The sequence below is a fragment of the Lacipirellula sp. genome, assembly GCF_965279485.1.
Lineage (GTDB): Bacteria > Planctomycetota > Planctomycetia > Pirellulales > Lacipirellulaceae > Lacipirellula.
Genome location: NZ_CBDIIC010000001.1, coordinates 443,623 through 464,720 on the forward strand (window position 1 = coordinate 443,623; position 21,098 = coordinate 464,720).

A 21,098-nucleotide genomic window follows, 5' to 3' on the forward strand; every position below is an offset into this window, starting at 1 on the left:
CAGAAGCGCTAGCGCACACAGTCGGACCGATCTTGAGATCGCCATTAGACGTGCCTCCAAAAAGAGAAAACTGTTCCGCTGGCTATTCTCTATTCGGACGGCGGCGTTTGCAATGTAAATTTCCTGTTTTCCGCGCCGCGGCGAGTGGAAAGCCGCGTCAATCTGGAAGGAGCTTATAGAATGCGGCGATGAAGTTAACTCTGTTAACAATTGCGTTTGTTTCCGCCAGTCTCGCTCTAGGATTTTGCTTGGCGACGCAATCCCTTTGGAGCTTTGCCGTCTTACCGGTCACGGTAGTGTTGGGATTTTATTGGGCGTCGTGCCAGGACCTCGGGTGCGAGGAGTAGCGACTGGTCTTCCTAAAACGCCACCGTGATGCTCAATCGCTAGGCGACAACCGTCGTGGGTAATGATTGCCGAGCGTAAGCGCTCACCAGCCGTGTGAGAAAGCACGTATTCCTCGCTACCGGTTGCGCACCCTCGTAAATATCGGGAAGAAACTGAATACGGCACAAACTAAAACCGCACTGCCGGGCTCCGGAATCGAGAATTGCGATCCGCGTTCGAAGCTAGCCGTCATGCCGACTTGGCGCTGCCAGTAGACGAAATCCGCTCCGTCGACGACGCCATTGCGATCGGCGTCGCCATTCGCGCGGACGGCGAGATCGCTTCCGAAGTTGCTTTTCCAGATCAGTAGATCGTCGCGATCCACGCGGCTGTCGCTGTTGAAATCGGCTGACGCCACCACATCGAGCGACACGCTATTCGGCGAATATTCGACGAACCAATCGAGACCGGCGGCGAGCGTCGGGAGAGAGACGCCGCTAAAGCTTCCCGACAAACCTTGCGCGGCTGTGAGGATTTCAAATGCATCGCCGAGAGCCGGCGAGAAGAGCTGACCGCTCGCGTTGGCGAGCGATACGCTGAGACGTCCCTCAAGATTGACGGCGCCGGCCACATTGACGACGTCGAAGTCGACGCCAGCCGAGCGCCCGCCAAGGTCGATGGCCAATGTGCTTCCGGCGAGGTGATCGTAGTCGCCATCCACCGACAGCTGGCCGGTCGGGTCTACCTCGCTGCCAGCAATTGACGCGAACCTGGCTCGCAGCGAGGCGCCGACGAGGTGCGTGCTCGCGAGGGACGCCGTGGCGTTCCAGCCGTACAGGCGGAATTCCACGGGTTCGGTAGTTGCCTGAGCGGCGGTGAACGATCCGGTAATCTCGAAGCGGTTGGTGGAACCCGATGAGGAATTGTTGACTTCTGCGAGTTGTTGGCCGGGGACGAAACCAGCGACGCTTGAAAGCACAGCGTAGGTCGCAGCTGAAGCCGCGCTGTCCCGCCACAACGAGAAGCTCACGCTGTCGGGGAACATCGCCATGCCCTCAATCGGTCGGACGGCGAACGACAGGTAGTCGCCCCCGTCGATGGCCGATTGCAACGAGGCGCCGGCTGAGAATCCCGTGACGCCGAGTTCATTGGGAGTATTGCCGCCGCTCGGCATAGCGACTCCCGGCCCCGCGGCCAGTCCTGCCGCAAGCTCCAGTTGCGAGTCGGTGTGTTTCAGGGCAGTCAACGGCTCTCCATTGTTGGGCTGACCGAAATCGAATTCGAGCGTTGGTATCCCGACGAATTTGGCGTTCAACGAAGCTAGATTGACGTGCGTGTTACCTCCGCCATCCGTGGCGCCCCACCCGTAGAGACGGTACTCGATCGGATCGCTGGTGGCGGTGATCGCCGGCAGCGTCGCCGTGAGCGTGTGCTGATTGCCGCTGCCGGTGTCGGTGTAAGTTGCTTGAGCAAGTGTTGCCGTTGACGCGAAGCCATTAATGCTGGAGAGAATTGCAAAATTCTTCGCAGCGGCGCCGCCGTTGCGCCAGACGCGAAAGCTCACGCTGGAAGGAATGGCGCCCGCACCGTCGACAGGGTCAACGGTAAACGAGATGTAGTCGCCGTTGTTGATCGCGGCGGCGAGCGTTGAACCCGTCTGGCCGATGATATTAAACTCGTCGCCCGCATCGGTGCCGCCGTTGCCAAGTTTGGGCGAGATGCCGGGACCGAAGTCGAGGCCGTGCGAAACTTCGGCGTAGGGACTGAGAGCGGTCGTGGCTTGGAGCGGGACGTCGTCTTGTACGCCGCTAAAGTTGAAGTTGGCGGCGGTGACGATGCCCGTGTTAAGCGAGCTAGGCGGAAGCGCGGGGGGAGCGACGACAGGCCAAGCGGTCGCATCAGCGCGGCCGGGCGAGAGTTTGCCCTCGTTGTACAAATCGCCGACGATTTGCCCTTGGCCGCGAAGCTCGCCACCGGCGCGAATGTTCGTCCAGCGGTTCGAGGAGAGCGTACCGCCGCTCAAATCGACGCGGCCATGTGCTCCGATGCGAACTTCATTTCGACCAGTCAGCGTTTGTCCGGCGTGAATGTCGACCACTTGTTCGGCGGACTCGCCGCGAATCTCAACGCCCAACGTCGTCACGTCGCCGCTCACGTGCGCGATCCGCGGCGTGGCGCCGTTATTCGTGATGGTCGCAGACCAATATCCGTTAGGACGCCCGGCGCCATCCCAACTCGAGTCGTCTTGAACGCTGCTGCCGTTGCCGCCCGTGTAGGTGCGGTATTCGACGACGCCGCGCAGCGCGCCTTCCGCAACAGCCGCCGCCTGCAATTCCGCAGCGATTTGGGCGTTGGCGGGGCTGCCGAGGCTCAGCGGGCTCGATTCGCTGGGATCGGCATTGAGATTGAAGAGCGCTTGCGTCTCATCGTAGTACTGAATCAGCTTCATCCCGTCCTGACGGACGACTGCCCAGCGGCCAATGCGAGGGTCGGGATCGCCGCCACGCGAGCCTTGGTGCTCGAAGATGAGATAGTCGCGTTCGCGATGATGCCCGACGCCAGTGAGCGTGGGGACGATCGACGTGCCGTCGATGCCGACCGGCGCTTCGGCGCCGGCCAAATCGGCAACGGTGGCCATAAAGTCGGCCAGATCGGTGCGGTAGCTGCTTACCGACCCTGCGGCGATTGTGCCAGGCCAGTAGGCGACAGTCGGCGAATGGATGCCCCCTTCATAGAGCTCGAATTTGCCGCCGCGGAAATCGCCGTTGGCGTTAAAAAAATCAATCGGAGCATTGTCCTCGGTGGGACTTCCGCCGTTGTCGGAAGTGAAGATCACGAGCGTATTCTCGCGAATGCTGTCAGAGTGATCGCCGTCGTTGTTGGGATCGTCGAGCCGCGCCATCAGCGAGCCGATGCTGGCGTCCATTCGCGTGATCATCGCGGCGTAGGCTTTTTGCTGCGACGTCCAGGTCGATTGAGAGGCGTAGATGCCATATCCGCCGGGCGCGCTGCTGATGGCGTCGAGATCGAAATGCGGGATGGTGTAGGCGACCTCCATATAAAAGGGCGCCTCGTCCGCGGCGTGCGCAGCGACGTACTGCTCGCTCTTGGCGGCGATCAGATCGTGCGTGTATTGAGCCGTACCGCCGGGGCCGCCGTTGTTGATCGTCGTCGACACGCCTTGCGGAGCGCTGCTGGTTTGCCACATCCACTTGTTGAAATAGTCGTGAGCGGCGCCATGGTTGAGGTAACCGTAAAAATCGCTGAAGCCGTGGTTGTTCGGCAAACTTGCGGGGGCGTTGACGACCGGAGCTGAGTTAGCGCTCCCCTGAGTCGCGCCAAAGCCCCATTTGCCGAAAATCGCTGAGTTATAGCCTGCTGCGGCGATCACTTGCGGCGTCATCACGTCTTCAGCGCGAAAACCGTCGGTAATCTCATCGTTGCCGTCCAGGCTGCCGTGGCCTTGGTGGAAGCCGGTGTAGAGCATCGCCCTACTCGGCGCGCAGACCGGCGCCGAGTAGGAGTTTTCAAACCGCATCCCGCGGGCGGCGAGCAGATCGAGATTGGGCGTGGCAATCTGCGTTTGGCCGTTGAAGCCGACGCTCCCCCAGCCAAGATCGTCAGCGAGAATATGAACGATGTTTGGACGCGGGGCGTCGGCCCGCGATATTGGAACTGGCAGCCCCATGCAAGCCGGCGCTGCCAGCCCAATCAACCAAAAACGGGACGTCATGTTCACGGCGTGGTCGTCGTTGCGTGTTATCGAATTGCGACGCCCCTCGGCGGCCGCGAACAGTTGCGAGAACGCCCGCTACCGCAGTCGCGGCGAGCAGGATCGCGGTAGGTTCAGGCACATTCGTTTAATTGAATGAGTTGGCGAGCGCCGCAGTGAGCCCATTCACGCCATCGCCAGGGTCGTCGGAGGACGTTCCATCGCAATGGCTGGCGCGTCGCAACGGCCGCTCAGCGTGTGACCAGGGGCCAGGCAGGGCGGACGAGTATTCGCGGCGATTTAGCTTGCCGGGTTTGCAGTTGCTTTCCGCTTCGTCGGGCCTGTGCTCTTAGCGGTCGCCGGCCAGTAGGGCGAATCGGTCCGCGCCGTGCGGAAGAACTCTACGAACTTGGCGACGATGTCCGGCCGCTCGGCCGCCAGATTCTTTGTTTCGCCAATGTCGGCGGCGAGGTCAAAGAGTTCAATGGAGCCTGATTTCGGGTCACGAATCGCCTTCCAATTGTTCCAACGAGAGCCTTGCTGCTGGAGATCGAGCTTGTCGAATTCCCAGTAGAAGAATCGGTCCGCCATCTCCGGCTGATTTTTACCGGCAAGCGTCGGCGAGAAGTCCTTACCGTCGGTCTGCTGCGGAGCGTTGCCGCCGGCGAGCGACGCGAAGGTTGGCATCACGTCGGCGAAGTAGACAGGCGTCGCGGTGGTCTTGCCGGCGGGAACGTGCCCCGGCCAACGGGCGATGAGGGGAATGCGGATGCCCGCCTCGGTCACATGGCCTTTGTAGCCGCGGAGAGGCCCGTTGGCGTTGAAGAACTTCGCGTCGAATCCGCCTTCATCCCTGGGCGCCCCGTTGTCCGAAGCGAAGATCACTAAGGTTTTCTCATCAATGCCTAGTTGCTTGATCAGCGCGAGCAGGCGACCGACGTCGCCGTCCATTCGCTCCATCATCGCCGCGTAACCTTTCAGCGGCTCGGGCCAATCGCGGTCGGCGTACGAGCCATAGCCCGGCGTCTCCATCCCGTTCGCGCCGGCTTCGTTGTTGCAGTGCGGAATCGTGAACGCCAGGTTCAAGAAGAATGGCTGTTCAGCATGTTCGCGCACGAACTTGAAGGCTTCTTCCGCGAACAGATCGTGACTGTACTCGATCTTCTTCGACGACGTTCCGCGATCGGCGGCCAAGCTTCTCGTCGGCCCGTTACGAAGCATCACCTTCGACTCATTTCGCCACAAGAACGCCGGATAATAGTTATGCGCGTGGCCGTGGCGCAGATAGCCGAAGAAGTAGTCGAACCCTTGTCGAGTCGGCAAACCGGCCTGCGCTTTGCCGACGTCGCCCAATCCCCACTTGCCAATGAGGCCCGTGGCGTATCCCGCATCCTTCATCACGCGCGGCAGGCTCACATCGCTCGCCAGCAGGGACAGCCCCGGCATCGCCGCATCGCCGTTACCGCGGACGCGAGCGTGGCCGCCATGCACCCCGGTCATCAGCACGCAACGCGACGAGGCGCACACAGGTCCGCCTGAATACGCATCGGTGAAGCGCAAGCCCTCGGCCGCCATGCGGTCGATATTCGGCGTGGCCACCAGCTTCTGGCCGTAGCATCCCAAGGCGCCGTAACCGAGATCGTCGACCAAAATCAGGACAATGTTCGGCTTTTCGCCGCTGGCCAGCGTTGCCGCGAGTGCTGCCTCGGGAAAACTCGCGGCAAACGCCGACAACGACGTCAGCAGCAGGGACAAATGCCATGCCGCAGTCACGGGCCGAGATCGTCGGCCAATGATCGATCGAAAATGTGAAAGCATCATAAGGGGTCGCCTACCGTCTCTTCGCCATCCCGTGAGCCTGCGGCTCGCCAAACAATTGGATCCACGCCGTCAGCGACAAAGCGCGTACTACCGTCGGCCATACTCAAGTTCACGCCGCCGTTGTGATTGCTCGAAGCCGTCGTTGCCGTACCTTGCTCGTTGACCGGCACAGCAGTCAAACCACCGCTGCCGTGCGTGCAACTGCGAGAATTTGGCGGCATCAAATGGTTGTAACGGGAGGTGGAGTAGTCGCCGTGCAACCAGTTGCGCCCGCCGCAGCAAAACTGATTTGCACCGGTCAATACGCTAGGACTAGCAATCGACGTGCACGAAGTATACGACTGGTCGGCGGTATCTTCGGCGGCGCCGCTCATTCTCAGCCAGTCGCTTGAGTCCTCGACGACTGACGTATCGCCGTCGCCTCGCACGCGTTCGCTGTAGAGTGCGGTGTGCGACATGCCGTCGGTCACCTCTTTGATCCTGATGGCCGCATTCGTCACGAACATGCCGTTGTTGCGCTCCAAAGGAGGACGGCCGGGCGCTGGCACCATTCCGGGAATCGGCGTCACTCCCGTATCGCTGCCGCCGTTGCCGCGGACGCCAGTTCGCCCCACATTGAGCCAGTCTGTGCCAGCGGTGCAGGTTTCGTTGTTTACGCGGTCTTCGGGGTCCGACGGACAAAGGAAGAATGGAAACGACACGAATTTAATCGGACTGTCTTTAGGCGCGCCCTTGAAATCGATCTGCCGGTGCGTTGTGTTCGCTTCGACGTAAGGCAGAATATGGGCTAAGTGCCCCCACTGAGTGATCGTCGACGTATCGGCGTTCTGCCCGCTCCGCCGTCCAATGGGAAACTCCTTCTTTGCGGCTTCGTAGTTGAGTGCAGCCAGAGCGCACTGCTTCAGGTTGTTGATGCATTGAGAGCGACGCGCCGCTTCTCGCGCCGCTTGCACGGCCGGCAACAACAGCGCCACTAGCACGCCAATGATGGCAATGACCACGAGCAGTTCTACTAGCGTGAACCCCGATCGACGCATCTCGCGAGAATTGCGAGCGCATCTCAGTCGCGTATCGACAAGGGACTTAATCATACTTTGAGCATTCATTGCGGACACCGCTTCATTAGGGGCATCGAACATGTTGGACCGGCCAGGCTCGGCCTCTCCTCCGAAACGGCCCGCGGTCCAAGGACTTTCCTACTTCCGGCTAACGGTTGCTGATCGACGTACGCCAGCCAAGGCGCCCGCGGCGAGTAGCAACAGCGCCGACGACGCGGGTTCGGGAACGGCCGCCGCCGCAATCGCGGGGCTCCCTCCGCCAAATTGGTTGCGCCAGACCGTTAGATCCAAGCCGTCGATAACGCTGTCGCCGTTCGCATTGCCGTGCGCTTTGTCGCCGGCAGTGCCGAAATTGCGCTGCCAAGTGAGGAAGTCCGCGCCATCGACGTCGCCGTCGCCGTCGAAGTCTGCGTCTTCTGTGCTAGGTTGGGTGGCGCTCAGCACCACGTCGTTGCCAGTACCGCCCATGTAGTTGATGTAGAAAGTCTTACCGGCCAGATCGACGGCGGCGCCTTGAGCGTAATTGCCAAACGCACCGTTGATCGCGCCCGTCCCCGTGTTGTTGATCAGCGTGAACGTTTCCGTCCCAGCCGGCACAAAGGCGCCGAGCGATAGATTAAGCGTGGCGCCGCTTAGCGAGATGGCGCCGCTGGAAACGACTTGGTCGTAGCCGGTTGCCGCGACGGCGCTAGTCAGGTCGATTTGCATCGTCGACGCCGCATCGAAGGAGAGATCGCCCAAGATGGTAAGTCTGCCGGGCGACGTGTAGAGGTTCGGCAACTGCGGAGTCGGCAAATTGGCGCCCAACGTCGATGCGAGTTCGCCAGGCGCGAGCGTGCCGCCAGTGAGAGTGACGTTCGCAGTGTCGCCCACCGCGCCTAACGTGCCAGTGCCGCCGAGGATTGCGGCGTTGACGGCGACGTCGCCCGTCCCCACGCCCGAGCCGGAGGCATTGTTGACTGCCAGGGCGCCGTTGGAAATGGTCGTCCCGCCTGCATAGATGTTCGCAGACGCCAACTTCAGCAAGCCGTTGCCAGTTTTCTGGAGTTGGCCGACGCCTCGCACCTCAGCCGACAGCACTCCCGTGGAGTCGGCCGAGGCGACGTTAATCTGCGACGCCGATTGCAAGTTGACGGGGCTATTGAAACTGCAAACTATCTCGCCGGCGCCATCGAATCGCAAGGCGCCGTTCTGAGTGACCAATCCTGGGAAGGCTGGCTTGCCGGGGCCGTTGAGTTTCAACTCAGCGCCCGGGCCGAGGGTGACGCTCGAGAGCGCGTTGCCGAATTGTAGCTGGCCGCCGTTGTTGACGGTGACCCCTGCCGCTTTGCTTAGCGTGGGGTTCAGCGTGCCTGGCGCGGAACCGTTAGGAATGATTAGCCGCACGCCGCCGGCGTTAATGACGAGATTCCCCGAAAAGCCCTCCGTCGCTCCCAGCGTCCCGGCAAAGCCGAGTTGCAAATTGCCCAGGCCTTCTTTTGTGATGGTCCGGCCAGCGGCGCCGTCGATGCGCTGCGCGAACTCAGTATTCGTGTTCCTGCTTAGCGAGTTGTTTGCGTTGATGATGAGATCGGACTCGACGCGAACGGGGACGTTGATGCGCAGACGGCTTTCCAGTTGATCAGCCGCGCCGAGATTCTCGTTCAACGTCGCGGAACCGGAACTGGTTCTAAAAACGAGCGTGCCTTGCGTAATTTGAGTGCGGAAGTACTTCGTCGGATCGCTCGGGTGATTATTGGAAGTGAGCGTCCCGACGACGGTGTCGTTGCCTCCAAGCGAGAGGGTGTACGTCGAACCGGCTGCAACGCCCGTCGAAATGGGCTGATTCAGAATCGCCACGGCGTCGGTTGCGTTTGGGATCCCGCTATCCCAGCTCCCTGCCGCGTGCCAAGACCCCGAGGCGTCGACGTCGGTGTTGTAGGTACTCGCCTGGCCTTCAGAGACGAGTCCGGTGAACGGCACTAAAATCAAAGCGAGCGTATTACTCGCTACCTGGATGGACGCCCAACTGCTTCGAGCCATGCCTAGAGCCCTCCTAGTTGATTCCGCCTGTGGCAATCAATCAGTCCATCGCGGAAATGGCGAGACGCCCACCGATCTTGTTCACGCCTGCGCATGAAAAGCGGCGTTTACCGCGACGTTGATCAGTCCCCGAAAAGTGAAAAGTTTCCAGTCGAACGGCCAATCCGACCTAACCGCTCTCGACTGATTCCGTGGCGCGAACGACGCCGATGGATTAGTCAGAAGAAGATGAGTTTTGTTCCAACCGGTCAGCGCTCCATTTGCCGAAACCAGTTGACATTTTCTTCGCTTGGGTGCAATATGACCTTGCACAAACGATTGTGCAAGGTTTTTCCGAAATAATTTTGACGACCGGATCGCCGGAGGCGGAATGACTCAAGAACCCGTAACGCTGGAGCACGTCGCCGCCGCGGCGGGCGTCTCGACGTCGACGGCCTCTCGAGCATTGGCCGGAAAGGCACGCGAGTGCCGGATCAGCGCGAAGACGGAAGAGGCGATCTTGTTGGCGGCCAAAGGGTTAGGATTTCAACCTAGCCATGTCGCGCGGTCTCTCCGCAATCGCCGATCTGGCCTGATTGGTTTGCTGGTCCCCGACGCCTCGAACCCCTTCTTCGCGGCAATCGCGCGCAAAGCGACCGTCTTCGCGGAGCAGCATGGCTTGTCGACGTTGCTAGCGGACAGCCACGATTCGATCGACCACGAGAAGGAACTTCTAACCCATCTCCAGTCGCGGCAGGTTGAAGGCCTCATCATCTGCTCGATTGGCGGCTCAAGTTCGCATTTGCAAACGCTAAAGCGGGCAGGAACGAACGTCGTGGTCGTCGACCGTTGGTTTTCCGAGGTGCGCCTCCCCACGGTCACGTCGGACAACGAGCGCGGCGCGTTCATGGCGACGAGCGCGATGATCGACAAAGGACATCGGCGCATTGGCTGTTTGCAAGGCCGGCCGGGGACGTCTTCCAACGACGAGCGTCTGTTGGGATTCAAGAATTCGCTCCAAACGAACAACATTGAAGTCGATCCCACCCTCGTTCGGGGCGACGACTTCAGCGAAGAGTCTGGCTATCGTTCGGCTTGCGAACTGCTTGACGCGCATCCCGACCTGTCGGCCGTGTTTGCATTTAGCAACCAAAACGCCTTGGGCGCGTTGCGAGCCTTCGCCGAAAGGAAAGTCAGCATTCCCAGCGACGTATCGCTGGTGATGTTCGACGATGCCCCGTTCGCTGAATTCCTCGCCTCCCCGCTGAGCGTCGTTCGGCAAGACGTCGACGCGATCGGCCACCGAGCGGCGGAACTGTTGATTGACCAAATTCGCACTGGAAAGAAACCTCGCGACTTACTCCATCGCCTGCCGGTGGAGTTCGTGTCGCGGAGTTCCGTGGCTGCACCTAAAAACGTCGGATAGGCTTGGTTCTTCGCTGATTCGAAGACCGAGCGTCTCCTTTTCACTCGCTGTTCACTCATCCCTCTTATCAATTGAAGCGAAGCTCGCCTGCCGAGTTCGGCAGACGAATCGCACTCATGCCATGCTCAACTTACGAACTCTCTCGCTGTTTTTGGCCACGCTAGCGGTTGGCGCACAGCTTCACGCGGAACCTGCTCGGCAGCTTTCGCGCAGCGTCTTACGCGACAAAATCCGCGGCGCCTGGGCAGCCCAGATGATCGGGGTGTCGTACGGCGCGCCGACGGAATTCAAAACCGTCGGTAAGACAATTGAGGGCGAGATCAAAGGCGATCCGCTTTCGAACGCCATCGATCAAGACGATTTGTACGTCGAGATGACGTTCGCGCGCGTGATGGACTCCAAAGGACTTGACGCAACGACCGCCGACTACGGCGACGCGTTCAAAGAAACCAAGTACAAGCTGTGGCACGCCAATGCCGCGGCGCGGCGCAACCTCAATCGCGGCATCACGGCGCCGATGTCGGGCCACCCGACCTACAATCTGCACGCCGACGACATCGACTTTCAAATCGAAGCAGATTTTATCGGCATCATGTGCCCCGGCCTGCCGCAAGCTTCGAACGCTTTCTGCGATCGAGTGGGTCGCGTGATGAACTACGGCGACGGCCTGTACGGCGGGATGTTCATCGCTGGGATGTATTCAGCCGCCTATTTCGAAACCGACCCGCGCAAAGTCGTCGAAGCGGGTCTGGCTTGTATTCCCGCGGACAGTCCTTACGGGCAGATCATTGCCGACACCCTCGCGTGGTCGGCGGAGGAACCAGACGACTGGCGCAAGGTTTGGCAGAAACTCGAAGACAAATGGGACAAGCACGACGTTTGCCCCAACGGCGTTCATCGGCCGTTTAACATCGACGCCAAGCTTAACGGTGCTTATGTCGCCATGGGGCTGCTCTACGGGCACGGCGACTGGCAACAGACGATGGAGGTTTCGACCCGCTGCGGGCAAGATTCCGATTGCAACCCTGCTAGCGCCCTCGGCGTCTTGGGGGCAATGCTTGGGTTCGACAAGCTCCCCAGCAGTGATCAGGAAGAAATGACGAAGCTGGCGGACACCAAGTTCAGCCACACCGACTACTCGTTCAACGACATCGTGAAGTCGACCGAGACCCGCGCGCTGGAAGTCATCCGCCGCGCGGGCGGAACGGTGACTGATACCGAAGTGACAATCCCGCCGCAATCGGCCGAACCGCCGCAGCTTGAACTATGGAACTTCGGCATTCCCACGAAGGTCTGGAAAGCGAACGACCCCGCCTGGAAGTGGACTGGAAAGTGGCGCGACGTGAAGGACCGTCAGAACGCCCCCGCTAAGGTGACGAACGTCCCCGGCAGCGAGGCGACGTTGAGATTCAACGGAACGGGTTTGGCGCTGATGGGAAATCTTTCCGAAGCAGGCGGCCGTGCAGACGTCTACATTGACGGGGTGAAGAGCGATCTCGTGGCAGACAACTACATCGTGCCGAACACCATCGACGACGACTTGTGGCGAGTCTACGGGCTCGCGCCCGGGGAGCATACGGTGCGTGTGGTGGTGCGAAAGGACGCCGATCCCAACAGCAAGGGCAGGCGCATGCTGCTGCTCTCGGCCATCACTTATCAAACAACTCACGCGGATGAGGCGCCCGCAAAGTAGCCGCGTCTTTTCCATCGCTTTTCAGGCGGATTGAATCCATGGTTATTGTTGAATCTTATCCACTCGCCGTGCTGATGTGCATCGTCACGATGATCTGCTGGGGATCGTGGGCGAACACTCAGAAGTTGGCGACGAAAGAGTGGCGGTTCCAACTGTTCTACTGGGACTATTGCCTCGGCGCGCTGCTGCTCACGTTGATCTTTGCGTTCACGCTTGGCAGCATGGGCGATAGTGGCCGAGGCTTTCTCGATGACTTGCGTCAGGCCCAAGGCAAGTACATTGGCTACGCCTTAATCGGCGGCGTGATTTTCAACGTGGCGAATATTCTGCTGGTCGCCGCCATTGACATCGCCGGCATGGCCGTCGCCTTTCCAGTCGGCATCGGCCTCGCCCTGGTGATCGGCGTCATCACCACCTACCGCGTCGATCCTTCGGGAGATCCATTCCTGCTGTTCGCCGGCGTCGCCTGCGTCGCGGTCGCCATTATCGTTGACGCCTTAGCATACCGGCGCATCCCATCAAGCGGGCAGAAGACGACCGTGAAGGGAATTGTTCTCTCAGTGCTGTGCGGCATTCTGATGGGACAGTTCTTTCAGTTCGTCGCGGCCGCGATGCCTCCTCTCGACCAGATCAACGCTCCGGAGAACGCCGGGAAGCTCACGCCCTACACGGCGCTCTTCTTCTTCGCCCTCGGCTTGTTCCTGTCGAGCTTCGTGATCAACACGGCCGTTATGATGAAACCATTCGTGGGCGAACCTGTGCCCTTCGGAGATTATTTTCGAAAAGGAAATCTGCGGCTCCACCTCGTCGGCGTGTTGGGCGGCATGATTTGGTGCGTCGGCATGTCGTTTGCGATTCTTGCTGGCGACGCGGCAGGGTACGCCATCTCTTATGGACTGGGACAAGGGGCGACGATGGTCGCTGCTTTCTGGGGCGTCTTCATCTGGAAGGAATTCAAGGACGCGCAACCTCGCGCCGACCGCCTGCTCGCGCTAATGTTTTTGCTGTTCGTCGTCGGTCTGGCGTTCATCATCTACGCGAATATCAAATAGCGTGACGAGCGAGCCGCCTGCCTGAAGCCAACGGATTGCTTCAACATATGAGCATTTAGTCCACCCGCTGGTGATTCAATGATGAAAGCCAATATCGTCGTGGTCGGCAGTTCCAACACCGACATGATCATCAAACTCGACCGCATTCCGAAGCCAGGAGAGACGCGGCTCGGCGGAGAGTTTTTAACTGCCGCTGGCGGCAAAGGCGCCAATCAAGCCGTCGCCGCGGCGCGGGCCGGCGGTTCCGTGGCGTTTGTCGCGCGAGTTGGGCAGGATATGTTCGGCGAGCAAGCCGTCGCTGGGCTGGTCGAGAACGGCATCGACGTGCAGTTCGTGCAGGCCGACAAGGCCCCGTCTGGAGTGGCGCTAATCTTCGTCGGCGAAGACGGCGAGAACAGCATCGCCGTTGGCAGTGGCGCGAATGCAAAGCTATCGCCGGCCGACGTTCGTAAGGCAAAATCAGCCATCGCTGACGCCGATGTCGTCGTGATGCAGTTGGAATCTCCTTTAGAAACCATCGAAACGGCAGCCAGACTCGCCGCTGCCGGCGGCGCGACAGTGATCCTCAATCCCGCGCCTGCGCAGCCCTTGTCAGAAAAACTGCTCAAACATGTTACTATCCTGACTCCCAATGAATCTGAGACGGAGTTGCTGACAGGCGTACGGATCAGCGACGATATGTCGTGCGTTCGCGCCGCCGACATCCTTCGCGCTCGCGGAGTTGAAACGGTGATCATCACACTTGGCTCGCGAGGCGCCTTCGTCGCCTCCCCGACGCTAAGCGAACGCGTGCCGGGGTTCACTGCAAAGCCCGTCGACACGACCGCCGCCGGAGACACCTTCAATGGGGCCCTTGCCGTCGCTTTGGCAGAGCGAGTATCCATTCTCGAAGCAGTGCGGTTCGCCAACGCGGCCGGCGCGATTTCCGTGACTCGCTTCGGCGCTCAGCCGTCCGCTCCCACGCGTCGCGAAATCGAGAAGGTTGTCAAAGGCAAGCGGCAAAGAACCGACGCGGCTGTGAAACCCTCTAACAAGAAGTCTCGCGCCCCTGGCGGCTCGCGCCGTCGAGCGGTCGCCTCCCCCTAGCGTCCGTCGAGCGAGAATCACCGGAGCAAGGCTGGAATCGCGTGAGGACATGCTGCGCGGCAAGCCAAACGCTTTCGCTATGCCGCTACGGAGTACAGAGAGGATCTTTCATGAGAACTTCAGCAGTTCTGCTCTGCTTGTGCTTAACCGCGGCTTGGCTGACATCGCTCCGCCATACGCAAGCTGAAGAGCATTCCGCCCTGGTCGCGAACCATCCCGGCAATGTCCATGTCGTGGGAGAGACGGTACGCGTCCCGATTCCAGCGACCTGGACCAGTTGGCGCGCTATCGACGTCGATGGCAAGGAGATCGGCCGCGGTAGCTTGTCGAAAGATCCGGTCGACCTAGGGAAGCTGCCCGTCGGCTACTTCGAAGTCCTGGAATCGGCGGGGCCTGGAATCGTCACCGCCGCGGTGTTGGCCCCCGTGGAACCGGTCGCCGACACGCCGATCGCGCTCGACACCGCGATCGCGTGGTTTTACCCCGAGCCGCAGCAAATTCGCGATGCGTGCACCCTTTGCCGCCTCGCTGGCGTCGAATGGGTCCGCGACCGGTTGAGTTGGCCTGAGTTGCAACCCGCGCGAGGAGTGTGGGCGGACGAGGGACGCTACGAACGGGCCATGCGCATCGAGCACGAAGCGGGACTCAAGGTGTTGCAGGTCAACCACGCCTCGCCCACTTGGGCGACGGACACGCAATCGCGGTTTCCTGAGGACCTACAACTTGTTTACGAGTTCTATCGCGGTTTGGCCGCGCGTTGGAAAGGATTGGCCGACGCCATCGAGCCTTGGAATGAACCCGACATCGAGCTGTTCGGCGGTCACACCGGCTGCGAGATCGCCGCATTTCAGAAGGCCGCGTACTTGGGACTGAAAGCGGGCAATCCACAGCAACCGGTTTGCGGAACGGTCTTCGCAATCGACCGCGCAGAAACTCTCGAAGAATTCGGCGCCAACGAAGTTTTTCGGTACTTCGATCGCTACGACTTGCATCACTACATCGCGCTGCCGCAATACTCGCGCGCTTACGGTCGGCACCGCGACGTCAGCGGTCGCCGACCGTTGTGGACGACCGAGTTTAATCTTCCGGTGAACTGGTCCAACGAAGCCACGAAAGAGCCTTCGCAAGAAGAGTTACGAGTACAAGGCTTCCGCGTGGCGAAAGTCTTCTCGCAAGCGCTGCATGAGGGAAGTGAAAAGGCCTTTTATTTTATTCTGGGCGACTATGTCGAGCGAAATCTACAATACGGACTCGTCCACCACGACCTGACGCCCCGGCCCGCTTACGTCGCCTTTGCCGCAGCGGGGCGGCTGCTCAACGGCGCCAAGCCTCTGGGGCGGATCGACTTAGGCGACGACTTACTAAAAGCATATCTCTTCCGCACTGTCGTCGACGGCGAGGAACGCTGCACGCTCGTTGCATGGAGCGAGACAAAGCCCGCGGCGCTCAAGCTCGGTTCGATCGACAAAGCGTACGACTATCTGGGACGCGAAGTCGCCGACGTCGCCGCGCTGCAGCTCACGCGAGCGCCGCTATTTTTGGTGACTTCTCCCCGAGGATTTCCCGGCGTCACCATCATGCCTCCGCCCGCGAAGCCCGCTTGGAGCGAAGGGAGCCCCTGCCCTGTTGTGCTGCAGATTTCGGGCGCCGGCGACGTCAAACAAGCGGCGTTTCAGCTTGATGCGGAGCGGGAGCTGCGCCTAACCGCATACAATTTCGGCGACGAAACAGCCAAGGGGGTGCTGAAGGTCGAAGGATGTACTTGCTCGGCTCCTGAGATCACTATCGAAGCAGGGCAAAAGGTTGATCGCATTCTCAAAGTCAGCGACGTTGAAGATATCACCGTTGAACTCGACTTAAATGAAATTGGCCGAGCCGTTGCTGCAGCGCGCGTCGTTACCAATCACAACGCCGGCGCAATAGCGCATTAGGTGTGCTTGGTCGACGATTTGGCGATGCGATCGGCTTCACCAGAAAACTAGTTTGGACGTTACTCCATGCGATACGCAGCACTTCTGAGTTTCTTCTACTGCATCACCTGTGCAACCGGCGCCTTCTCGCAATCGCTAGTCGCCGAAACGCAACCGCTCACCGCGCAAGAGCAGCTGAAGAAATTTCATCTTCCGGCGGGGTTCGAGATCCAGCTCGTCGCCCAGGAGCCGGAGATTCACAAGCCGATGAACATGAAGTTCGACGCTCGCGGCCGGTTGTGGGTCTCGCACAGCCTCGAATATCCGTTTCCAGCGGCAAACGACGAAGCGGCCAGAGACGCGATTAGCATCCTGAGTTCGTTCTCCGCGGCCGGGACCGCGCAAAAGATTCAGCAATTCGCCGATCACCTTGACATTCCTATCGGCCTGCTCCCGCTCGGCGAAAGCGAGGCGCTCGCCTGGTCGATTCCTAACATCTACCGCTTCGTCGACTCCAACGGCGATGGAGTGGCTGACCAACGATCGATCGCCTTCGGTCCGTTTGGCATTACCGACACGCATGGAAATCAAAATGCGTTTACGCGCTGGATCGACGGATGGGTCTACGCCAATCATGGCTTCAACAACGACAGCAGCGTGAAGATCGGCGGCCAGGGCGAGGAAGTACTCCGGCTTCAATCGGGCAACACTTACCGCTTTCGCGCCGACGGTTCGGCGATCGAGCAGTATTCCTGGGGGCAAGTGAACCCCTTCGGGCTTAGCTTCGACCCATTGGGGAATCTCTACTCCGCGGACTGCCACTCGTCTGCCGTCTCGATGTTACTGCGCGGCGGTTACTACCAGAGTTTTGGCAAACCGCACGACGGGCTCGGGTACGCTCCGGTGATGACGAATCTCGATCATGGCGGCACCGGCATCGCCGGCGTGGTTTACAGCACACTGCCAGACTTTCCACGCAAGTATCGCGACGTGTTGTTCGTCGGCAACGTCATCACCAACCGCGTCCACTGCGATCGACTGAAGTGGAGCGGATCGACGCCTGTCGTCGACAAAGTCGAAGACTTTCTCACCTGCGACGATCCGTGGTTCCGTCCCGTGGATATTCAAGCGGGCTCTGATGGCGCTCTGTACGTGGCCGATTTCTACAACTGCATCATTGGGCACTACGAAGTGCCGCTGCAACATCCCAAACGCGACCGCGAACGCGGCCGAATTTGGCGGATCGTCTACGTCGGCGACAAAGCAGCGACTTCGCCAAACGCAATTCAGCCGGCGCCCGACCTGCAAATATTGGACGCAGAAGTACTCTTCTCTTTTCTCGGCCATGCGAACCTAACGACCAGGGTTCTCGCCACGAACCGACTCGTGGATGAATTCCCTCAACAGGCGGGCGCGATGGCGAGCAAATTGCTGTCGGGGTTCGCTCAGGCAGCTGCGCAAGGCGACAACGACTCGCTCGACCACGCCGCGCATCAGGCGAGTCATGCCGTTTGCATTTTGCAACGTACTGACGGAATTCCCGAGGGAATAGCGGAGGGGCTTTTGCATTCTGGCGTCCCGCGCGAAGTCCAGGTCCATCTGGCCAAGGCGCTCGGAGAAACCGCCGACTGGCAGCCTTGGCATTTCCAAGCAGTCCGTCGCACCCTGGAAAATACCGACCCCTTTGTCCGTCGCGCCGGAGCCGAAGCACTTGCCAAGCATCCAGACGCCCAGAATCTTGCTCCGCTGCTCAGCCTGCTCAACACAACTGATCCAGAAGATGCGCAACTGTACCATCAGACGCGCATCGCCATTCGCAACCAGATCGCCAGTCCGGCCATCGCGAACGACCTACTGAATCTTCAGTTATCCGCGGCTGAACGCGAACAATTGGTCGCTTTTGCTGTGACGGCCCCGAAGGGCCCTGCTGCGATTTTGATTTTCGACGAGGCCCTCGACGGTCGCAGCGACGACGATGCGTTGCTCAACGCACTTCCCACGGCGGCCGAGTACGTCGATACGGATCGAATTGCCGCCATGCTCGACCACGTTGAGCAACGGTTTGCGTCGAAGCCAGCCAGTCGGCTGATGGCGCTCGAAGCTCTCGCCAAAGCATCGGTACGTCGCGGCGTTCCGCTGAGTGCCCCGGTGCGCGAAGCGATGGCGGCGCTGCTCAAGCCGGTGCTGTCCGGCAACGCCGCTCTTGAGTGGCACAATGCTCCTCTCGATGGCCAGGCCGCCACGCCGAGCCCCTGGGAGCGTCAGCAACGGCCGACCAATCAAGGCGGCCTTCTCGACATGATCAGCTCGTTAGCTGGACAGGGAGAGCGCGGCGGCGGCGTGCTCCGCAGTCCAGAGTTTCAACTCTCGGCTCGCATCCACTTCTGGATGTGCGGCCACGACGGACTTCCGAACGAGCCCGACCGGCGCTTGAATTATGCGAGACTTGTCTTGGCGGATGGAACAGAGATCGCCCGCAGCTATCCCCCTCGTAACGATCTCGCCCAGAGCTATGAGTGGGACGTGCAATCTCATGAAGGGAATTGGGGACGAATCGAGGTCGTCGACGGCATGACGGATCGCGACGGTTTTGCTTGGCTTGCCGTCTCGAATTTCGAGCCTGCCGCGGCCGCGCTCCCCCGTGGTGCAGTGGAGAGCCAGGAAAACGCTCGCCTGCGACTCATCGACTTGGTCGGCCAGTTGAAACTAGATCCTCTCCAAGAACATATTCAGGTTTTGGCTACATCGGCGACCGAAAACGCGCCCGTGCGACTGGCAGCCGCCAAAGCGTTAGTTGCCTTAGACGCCAAGTTGGCGGTTGCGCCGCTTAGCGCTGTGTTGGCTGATTCGAACCTGCCCATGGCCGCGCGCGTTGCGGCCGCCGAACAACTGGGGCAGGTCGACTCCGACGAAGCTCGTCGTCAACTACTGGCTGCCCTCCCCTCTGCCCCCCAATCGTTAGCAACGACGATCGCCGCGAGCATCGCCGCTCGCGCTGAATCGGCGGAAGCGTTTCTTCAGATGATCGAAGAAGGAAAAGCCTCGGCGTCGCTCTTGCTTGAGCCGCTGGTCGTCGAGCGACTCCGATCGCGAAATGTACACGATGTGAATGATCGCATCGCGCGGCTAACCGCAGACCTGGAAACAGCCGACTCGCAGAAAGCCAACCTTATCGCAGAGCGGCGTGCGGCCTACTCGGCAGGGAAGTTCGATCCTGAACAGGGTCGCGCGGTCTTCGCCAAGAGCATCTGCGCAAGTTGTCATCGAATTGGCGACGTCGGCAGCAACGTCGGCCCCGCGCTCGACGGCATCGGGAACCGCGGGCTCGATCGGCTACTGGAAGACACGCTCGATCCGAACCGCAACGTCGATCCCGCCTTCCGCACCGTGACCATTCTAACGGATGAAGGCCAAGTCTTCGGCGGTTTTGGGGTTCGCGAAGAAGGGAAAGAACTGGTCTTCAATGACGCGGAAGGCAAAGAGCATCGAGTGCCAGTCGACCAAGTGGTCGAACGCATGTCGACCGCGCTTTCTCCGATGCCGAACAACGTGGCCGATCAGATTCCGCCGGACGACTACTATGCGCTCTTGGCATATCTTCTTAGCCTGAAACAACAGTAGTGGAAATGGATCGCCACTGAACAAATGACGCCGCGCAAAGCGGGCGTCTGGTTGGATAGTAGATGCGCAAAGAAGTTCTGCTGGCGATTCACATCTTGGCGGCCGGGGCGACTGCCCGCGCTGCCGATGCGTGGCCTCAGTTTCGCGGGCCGACGGGCCAGGGAGACGCGCAAGAGGAGCGGCTGCCGCTGGAGTGGAACGAATCGGAGGGAATCAAATGGAAGACGTCGCTCCCGGGACGAGGGTGGTCGTCGCCGGTCGTCGCCAATGGACGGATCTGGCTAACAGCCGCCGTGGAACATGCCAAGGACGAAGCCAAGCGAGCGGAACTACTGAAGTCCTACGAAAAGCTCCCCGTCAAAGAGCAGTTCCTGCAGTTCGACTCGATCTCCCTCAAGGCGATCGAAGTCGACTTTGAGTCCGGTAAGATCCTGCGCGAGATTAGTCTTTTTGAGCGGGAGTCGCCGCCGCCGATCCACGGGCTGAACACCTACGCGTCGCCAACGCCGGTGTTGGATATTAAGACTGGACGACTGTTCTGCCACTTCGGAACATTCGGGACATGCTGCATTGACACGAACTCGGGTGAAGTGATCTGGGAGCGGCGACTCGAGCTTGATCACGTCGTCGGGCCGGGAAGTTCGCCCGCGTTGTATGGGAATCTGCTGATCGTCCCCAACGACGGCATTGATCGTCAGTACATCGCAGCACTCGATGCCGCAACCGGCCGAACGGTTTGGGAGCGGAGCCGACCTCCGATTCGGGAAAGCAACACAGATCAGCATAAGGCCTTTGCGACGCCACTCATCATCGAGGTCAACGGTCGACCGCAGGCGGTGATTCCTGGCGCCCAGTGGTTTGTCGCTTACGATCCGCTCAGCGGCGCCGAACTGTGGCGCATCGAACATGGTTCCGGATTTTCGAACATCGCGCGGCCTGTGTTCGATGGACGGTTGCTCTTCCTCAACACCGGTCTCGGAAAGGCCCAGCTGTGGGCCGTGCGGTCGGACGGCGCCGGCGATGTGAGCGAGACGCACGTGGCATGGCGTGAGACGCGACAGGTTCCGGCGATGTCGTCGCCAGCGCTGAGCAACGAACGCATCTACATGGTGTCCGACGGGGGAGTAGCAAGCTGCTTGGATAGCGAAACCGGCAAGACGCTATGGCGCGAGCGCATGCCGGGCAAGTACTCGGCATCGCCGTTGACCGGCGGCGGTCGCGTCTACTTTTGGAGTCACGAAGGACGCACCACTGTCATCGCAGACTCGGAGAAATTCGAGGTGCTCGCGCGAAACGAGGTCGACGGAATGCTCATGGCCTCGCCCGCGGCCGTCGATGGGAACTTGTTGCTAAGAACGGACAGTGCGTTGTACCGAGTGATGGGTCGCTGA

At 60.3% G+C, this 21,098-nt stretch carries 11 protein-coding genes; 7 read left to right on the top strand and 4 right to left on the bottom strand.

Translation table 11 applies throughout. The annotated features are described in order from the left end of the window. Positions 1-463: 463 nt before the first annotated feature. The 4 genes from ACQY7R_RS01970 to ACQY7R_RS01985 form a co-directional block, all read right to left on the bottom strand. Positions 464-4,060 carry a sulfatase-like hydrolase/transferase gene (locus ACQY7R_RS01970; protein WP_428304974.1) on the bottom strand — a complete coding sequence of 1,199 codons (3,597 nt, stop codon included), beginning with the start codon at positions 4,058-4,060 and terminating at the stop codon, positions 464-466. A 279-nt stretch (positions 4,061-4,339) separates the two neighbouring features. After that, positions 4,340-5,812, bottom strand: coding sequence for an arylsulfatase (locus ACQY7R_RS01975; protein WP_428303924.1), 1,473 nt, complete (start codon positions 5,810-5,812; stop codon positions 4,340-4,342). A 44-nt stretch (positions 5,813-5,856) separates the two neighbouring features. After that, on the bottom strand, positions 5,857-6,897 hold the full coding sequence (locus ACQY7R_RS01980; RefSeq protein ID WP_428303925.1) for a DUF1559 domain-containing protein: 1,041 nt from the start codon (positions 6,895-6,897) through the stop codon (positions 5,857-5,859). A 159-nt stretch (positions 6,898-7,056) separates the two neighbouring features. Continuing rightward, positions 7,057-8,940: an autotransporter-associated beta strand repeat-containing protein gene (locus tag ACQY7R_RS01985; RefSeq protein WP_428303926.1), complete on the bottom strand. Its 1,884-nt coding sequence runs from the start codon at positions 8,938-8,940 to the stop codon at positions 7,057-7,059. Between the two features lie 370 nt (positions 8,941-9,310). Here ACQY7R_RS01985 and ACQY7R_RS01990 point away from each other — a divergent pair, with 370 nt between their 5' ends. The 7 genes from ACQY7R_RS01990 to ACQY7R_RS02020 all read left to right on the top strand — a co-directional run bounded on the left by ACQY7R_RS01990 (position 9,311) and on the right by ACQY7R_RS02020 (position 21,098). Then, on the top strand, positions 9,311-10,345 hold the full coding sequence (locus ACQY7R_RS01990) for a LacI family DNA-binding transcriptional regulator (protein WP_428303927.1): 1,035 nt from the start codon (positions 9,311-9,313) through the stop codon (positions 10,343-10,345). 121 nt (positions 10,346-10,466) lie between these two features. Then, complete coding sequence (locus ACQY7R_RS01995) at positions 10,467-12,038, top strand: ADP-ribosylglycohydrolase family protein (protein ID WP_428303928.1); 1,572 nt, start codon at positions 10,467-10,469, stop codon at positions 12,036-12,038. A gap of 38 nt (positions 12,039-12,076) precedes the next feature. Further along, positions 12,077-13,090 carry a hypothetical protein gene (locus tag ACQY7R_RS02000; RefSeq protein ID WP_428303929.1) on the top strand — a complete coding sequence of 338 codons (1,014 nt, stop codon included), beginning with the start codon at positions 12,077-12,079 and terminating at the stop codon, positions 13,088-13,090. Between the two features lie 81 nt (positions 13,091-13,171). Then, complete coding sequence (rbsK, locus tag ACQY7R_RS02005; RefSeq protein WP_428303930.1) at positions 13,172-14,176, top strand: ribokinase; 1,005 nt, start codon at positions 13,172-13,174, stop codon at positions 14,174-14,176. Positions 14,177-14,286: 110 nt separating this feature from the next. Then, entirely contained in the window at positions 14,287-16,107 is a 1,821-nt protein-coding gene (locus ACQY7R_RS02010; protein ID WP_428303931.1) for a hypothetical protein, read from the top strand. Between the two features lie 66 nt (positions 16,108-16,173). Continuing rightward, a complete protein-coding gene (locus ACQY7R_RS02015; protein ID WP_428303932.1) occupies positions 16,174-19,707 on the top strand; it encodes a DUF7133 domain-containing protein in 3,534 nt (1,177 codons plus the stop codon). Positions 19,708-19,769: 62 nt separating this feature from the next. After that, the gene (locus ACQY7R_RS02020; RefSeq protein ID WP_428303933.1) at positions 19,770-21,098 is read left to right on the top strand and encodes a PQQ-binding-like beta-propeller repeat protein; all 1,329 of its coding nucleotides are present in this window, start codon (positions 19,770-19,772) and stop codon (positions 21,096-21,098) included.

What these genes read in the sequence shown, in the direction of transcription:
- ACQY7R_RS01970 (WP_428304974.1), bottom strand. Translation starts at nt 4,060, where the DNA reads ATGACGTCCCGTTTTTGGTTGATTGGGCTGGCAGCGCCGGCTTGCATG.
- ACQY7R_RS01980 (WP_428303925.1), bottom strand. Translation starts at nt 6,897, where the DNA reads ATGCGTCGATCGGGGTTCACGCTAGTAGAACTGCTCGTGGTCATTGCC.
- ACQY7R_RS01985 (WP_428303926.1), bottom strand. Translation starts at nt 8,940, where the DNA reads ATGGCTCGAAGCAGTTGGGCGTCCATCCAGGTAGCGAGTAATACGCTC.
- ACQY7R_RS01990 (WP_428303927.1), top strand. Translation starts at nt 9,311, where the DNA reads ATGACTCAAGAACCCGTAACGCTGGAGCACGTCGCCGCCGCGGCGGGC.
- ACQY7R_RS01995 (WP_428303928.1), top strand. Translation starts at nt 10,467, where the DNA reads ATGCTCAACTTACGAACTCTCTCGCTGTTTTTGGCCACGCTAGCGGTT.
- ACQY7R_RS02000 (WP_428303929.1), top strand. Translation starts at nt 12,077, where the DNA reads ATGGTTATTGTTGAATCTTATCCACTCGCCGTGCTGATGTGCATCGTC.
- rbsK (WP_428303930.1), top strand. Translation starts at nt 13,172, where the DNA reads ATGAAAGCCAATATCGTCGTGGTCGGCAGTTCCAACACCGACATGATC.
- ACQY7R_RS02010 (WP_428303931.1), top strand. Translation starts at nt 14,287, where the DNA reads ATGAGAACTTCAGCAGTTCTGCTCTGCTTGTGCTTAACCGCGGCTTGG.
- ACQY7R_RS02015 (WP_428303932.1), top strand. Translation starts at nt 16,174, where the DNA reads ATGCGATACGCAGCACTTCTGAGTTTCTTCTACTGCATCACCTGTGCA.
- ACQY7R_RS02020 (WP_428303933.1), top strand. Translation starts at nt 19,770, where the DNA reads ATGCGCAAAGAAGTTCTGCTGGCGATTCACATCTTGGCGGCCGGGGCG.